This window comes from Salipiger sp. HF18 (genome assembly GCF_011806505.1).
GTDB lineage: Bacteria > Pseudomonadota > Alphaproteobacteria > Rhodobacterales > Rhodobacteraceae > Salipiger > Salipiger thiooxidans.
The window spans coordinates 1-4169 of record NZ_JAATOS010000356.1; the positions used below are offsets into that span (position 1 = coordinate 1).

5 protein-coding genes are annotated in these 4169 nt (G+C 67.5%); 3 read left to right on the forward strand and 2 right to left on the reverse strand.

All coding sequences use genetic code 11. From position 1 onward, the window contains the following. Together HC022_RS20370 and HC022_RS20375 are read right to left on the reverse strand one after the other, a co-directional pair. A partial coding sequence (locus HC022_RS20370; protein WP_254885193.1) for an ABC transporter substrate-binding protein occupies window positions 1–818 on the reverse strand: 818 nt, incomplete at its 3' end. 105 nt (window positions 819–923) lie between these two features. Next, entirely contained in the window at window positions 924–1694 is a 771-nt protein-coding gene (locus tag HC022_RS20375; protein ID WP_008885002.1) for a class II aldolase/adducin family protein, read from the reverse strand. A 121-nt stretch (window positions 1695–1815) separates the two neighbouring features. Here HC022_RS20375 and HC022_RS20380 point away from each other — a divergent pair, with 121 nt between their 5' ends. The 3 genes from HC022_RS20380 to HC022_RS20390 are packed head-to-tail and all read left to right on the forward strand — an operon-like array spanning window position 1816 to window position 4084. Beyond that, the gene (locus tag HC022_RS20380; RefSeq protein ID WP_254885195.1) at window positions 1816–2526 is read left to right on the forward strand and encodes a GntR family transcriptional regulator; all 711 of its coding nucleotides are present in this window, start codon (window positions 1816–1818) and stop codon (window positions 2524–2526) included. Next, window positions 2523–3551: a histone deacetylase family protein gene (locus HC022_RS20385; protein ID WP_167453636.1), complete on the forward strand. Its 1029-nt coding sequence runs from the start codon at window positions 2523–2525 to the stop codon at window positions 3549–3551. The genes HC022_RS20380 and HC022_RS20385 overlap by 4 nt, the downstream gene beginning before the upstream one ends. After that, on the forward strand, window positions 3548–4084 hold the full coding sequence (locus tag HC022_RS20390; RefSeq protein ID WP_254885194.1) for a M20/M25/M40 family metallo-hydrolase: 537 nt from the start codon (window positions 3548–3550) through the stop codon (window positions 4082–4084). The genes HC022_RS20385 and HC022_RS20390 overlap by 4 nt, the downstream gene beginning before the upstream one ends. The last annotated feature ends 85 nt before the right edge of the window (window positions 4085–4169 follow it).

Here is a 4169-nt window from a genome sequence, read left to right on the forward strand (position 1 = left end):
TGGGGCGCGAAGAATTCCCAGCCCGAGCCGGTCGAGCACACGCCCTCCATCTCGGTCAGGCGCGGCACGTCCCAGTTCTCGACCGAGCCGCCGGGCAGCACGTCGACTTCGCCGGTCTCGAAGGCCACCGCGCGCGAGGCGGCGTCGGGGATCACCCGGTAGTAGACCTCGTCGAGATAGGGCAGACCGTCGACGTAGTAGTCCTCGTTCTTCACGAGGTGGATGAAGCTGCCCTTCTCCCAGGCTTCGAACTTGAACGGGCCGGTGCCGATCGGCGTGGCGTTCATCTCGTTGGTGGCGAAATCGGTGCCTTCGTAGATGTGCTTGGGCACCATCGGCATGGTCCCGGTCTCGAAGACCGAGATGAACGGGCCGAAGGGCTCCTTGAGCTGGAACACCACGGTGAGCGGATCCGGCGCGGTGATGCTCTCGACATAGGCCAGCGACGAGCGCAGGCGGGCGTGGGTCTCGCGCAGGAAGACGTCGGCCGAGAACACCACGTCATCGGCGGTAAAGGGCTCGCCGTCGTGCCAGGTCACGCCGTCGCGCAGGTGGAAGGTGTAGGTGAGACCGTCCTCGGAGATCTCCCAGCTTTCCGCCAGCAGGGGCTGCGGGTCGAGGTCGGTGTTGTATTGCAGCAGGCCTTCGTAGATGTCGCCCGCGACAAGCTGCGTGGGCCCGTTCTGGACGAGGCCCAGCATGAGCGAAGGCGGCTCGGGCTGCACGACGATGTCGAGGCGCCCGCCGGCTTCCTGCGCGGCGAGAGGCGCCGCGAGAGCCGCGGCAATAAGGAACGTTGTCGCTTTGAGATGTTTCATGGCTTCCCTGTCGATTATGGTTCTGGTGATTGGCTGACATCTGTCTTGTCGCAGATTTGTCGTGACGCGCCCCGCCCCCTGTGGACGAGGCGCGAAATCCTGGGTTCAGTCCTTGTAGCCCGGCGCCACCTTGTCGAGCTGGCGCAGGAAGGCATCCCACTCGGGATCGGCGCGGCCGGTCTCGGCGTCCTTGTCATAGGCGCGGGCGTATTGCTTCGCGGTGTGCTCGGCGACCTCGTGCGGCAGCACGACCGGCGTGAGCCCCATGCCCAGCGCCGCGACCTGCGCCTTGCACGAGCGCTCGAGGTTCAGCGCCAGCTTCAGCGCCTCGGCCACCGAACGGCCGAGCAGCAGCGTACCGTGGTTGCGCAGCAGCATGACGAACTTGTCGCCGAGGTCGGCCACGATGCGCTCGCGCTCGGCGAGGTTCAGTGCGATGCCCTCGTAGTCGTGGAAGGCGATGCGGTCGTAGAACTGCGCCGACCACTGGTTGAGCGGCAGCAACCCCTCCTTGATCGACGAGACCGCGACACCCGCCACCGTATGGGTGTGCAGCACGCAGACCGCGTCGTGACGGGCCATGTGCACCGCCGAGTGGATGGTGAAGCCCGCGGCGTTCACCCCTGCCCCGTAGGGATCGTCCACCACCGCGCCGGTCTCGTCTATGGTGACGAGGTTCGAGGCCGTGACCTCGTCGAAGCGCAGGCCGTAGGGGTTGAGCAGAAACCGCTTCTCGCCGTCGGGGCCGTCGGGCATCCGCGCCGAGATGTGCGTGTAGATGCTGTCGTCCATCCCGTAGTGGGCAATCAGCCGATAGGCCGCCGCGAGATCGCGCCGAAGCTGCGCCACCGTGTCCGTCATCGCGCCGTCTGGCATGAGAGTCGTCCTTCTGCTGTCGGGTGTCGAAAGGAAGGACAATTTTGCATCTTTGGTCAAGTCGATTGTCGACAATCGGCAGAAAGACAATTAGCCTGACTTCAAAGATGCACTCCCCGTGATGGTTTTTATGGATCACTCCGACGCAAACGAAGGCTTTGCACCCCTCGACCGCGAGGGGCTTGTCCAGCGCGTCGCGCGACGACTGAGCAAGGCCATCGTGTCCGGCCAGCTGACCCCCGGCGAGCGGCTCTCCGAATCGGTCGTGGCGCGGCAGCTCGGCGTCAGCCGGGCGCCAGTGCGCGAGGCGGCGCGGCTGCTCGAGAACTCGGGGCTGGTCACCTACCTGCCAAACCGCGGCTTCTTCGTGCGCAAGTTCTCGGCCGAGGAGCTCGACAACCTCTACGAGCTGCGCATCATCATCGAGACCGCCGCCATTCGCCGCCTGATCCGCGAGGGGCTGGGCGACACCGAGGCGGCGCTCGAGGCCCAGATCCAGGAGCTGCACCGGGTGGCCGGGCCCGGCCACGACATGCTGACCCAGGTCGAGGCGGACATGCAGTTCCACCGGCTGATCTGCGCGGGCTCGGGCAACCCCCGCTTCCTCGGCGTGTTCGAGCAGATCGCGCTCGAGACCGAGCTCACCATCATGCTGATCGGCAAGCTCTACGACGATGCCCACCGGCTGGCCGACACCCACGTCCCCATTCTCGACGCGCTGCGCGGCGGCGACGAGCGCGTGGCCGTCGAGGCCATGCATTTTCACCTCGATGTCGCGCGACTGCTGGTCACCGAGCAGTTCCGCAAACTGGAAGACGGATCCGACGAATGAAATGCTTCTACGCCCCCGAGACCGACCTTCATGACCCGGTCTTTCGCCTCACCCACGGCAAGATCCTCCGCAACGCCGAGCAGGCCGAGCGCGCGAAACTGCTGAAGGCGGGGCTCGACGAGCTCGGCCTCGCCACCATCGAGCCGGCCCAGGCGTCGCGCGACGCGCTCGAGGCGGTGCACACGCCCGCGTTCCTCGACTTCCTCGAGACCGCCTGGGACGAGTGGCAGAAGCTGCCCAACTGCGGCCCCGAGGTGGTGCCCAACGTCTTCGCCCAGCGCAGCTTTGCCACCTACCCCGAGAGCGTCGTGGGCAAGGCCGGCTGGCACATGGGCGACACCTCGGCCCCGATCGGCGAGCACACCTGGACCGCCGCCCGCCGCGCTGCCGATTGCGCCGTGGCGGCCGCCGACGCGGTGCTCGTGGGCGACCGCGTCGCCTACGCGCTCTGCCGCCCCGCCGGGCACCACACCTCGGCCGACATGGCCGCCGGTCACTGCATGATGAACAACTCCGCCATCGCCGCCGCCCGCCTGCGCACGCAGCACGACAGGGTGGCGACGCTCGACATCGACGTGCACCACGGCAACGGCACGCAGGCGATCTTCTACGACCGCGCCGATGTGCTGACCGTCTCGGTCCACGCCGACCCGACGAGCTACTACCCGTTCTTCGTGGGCTACGCGCACGAGGCCGGCAGCGGCGCGGGCGAAGGCCACAACGTCAACTTCCCCCTGCCCCGCACCACCACCGACGAGGCCTGGCTCGAGACCATCGCCGAGGGGCTGCGCGCAATCGCCTCCTTCGAACCCGGCGCCCTGATGCTGAGCCTCGGGCTCGACGCGCACGAGAAGGACCCGCTCATGGGGATGCAGATCAGCTGGGACGGCTTCCGCCGGGCCGGCGAGATGATCGCCGCGGCGGGTTACCCCACGGTGATCGTGCAGGAAGGCGGCTACCTCTCCGAGGACCTTACCACCTCGCTGGTGTCGTTCATGAACGGCTTCCTGGGCCGCGACGCATGAGCCTGTCGCCGGAGCTTACCCAGAAGATCCTCGCCGCCGTCGAAGAGGGCTTCGAGGAGCAGATCGCCTTCACCGAGGCGCTCGGCCGCTACCCCTCGCTGCGCGGGCAGGAAGCGACGGCGCAGGATTTCCTGCACGACGAGCTGAAGAAGCGCGGCTACGCGATGGACCGCTGGACCATCGAGGTCGACGACATCAGGCATCACCCGGGCTTCTCGCCGGTCGAGGTCGACTATTCCAACGCCATCAACGTCGTGGGCACGCTGCGCCCGCGCGAGGAGAAGGGCAAGTCACTGGTGCTGAACGGCCACGTGGACGTGGTGCCCGAGGGGCCGCTCGACATGTGGTCCTCGCCCCCCTTCGAGCCGCGCCGCGACGGTGACTGGCTCTATGGCCGCGGCATCGCCGACATGAAGGCCGGGATCGCCGCCAACATCTATGCCGTGGACGCGCTGAAGCGCCTCGGCTACCGGCCCGCCGCCACCGTCTACCAGCAGGCCATCGCGCTGGTCGCGGCCCGCATCGACGGCTGAGCCTGTCTGCACCGCTTTGGGCCGGTCCGGGCACACGCCCGGGCCGGTCCTGTCTTTCGGGGCCATGTCGTAGTTAACGCCACAT

Bases quoted from the DNA above. Each gene is read 5' to 3' on its own strand.
- HC022_RS20380 (WP_254885195.1), top strand. From the start codon at position 1,816: ATGGTTTTTATGGATCACTCCGACGCAAACGAAGGCTTTGCACCCCTC.
- HC022_RS20385 (WP_167453636.1), top strand. From the start codon at position 2,523: ATGAAATGCTTCTACGCCCCCGAGACCGACCTTCATGACCCGGTCTTT.
- HC022_RS20390 (WP_254885194.1), top strand. From the start codon at position 3,548: ATGAGCCTGTCGCCGGAGCTTACCCAGAAGATCCTCGCCGCCGTCGAA.
- HC022_RS20375 (WP_008885002.1), bottom strand. From the start codon at position 1,694: ATGCCAGACGGCGCGATGACGGACACGGTGGCGCAGCTTCGGCGCGAT.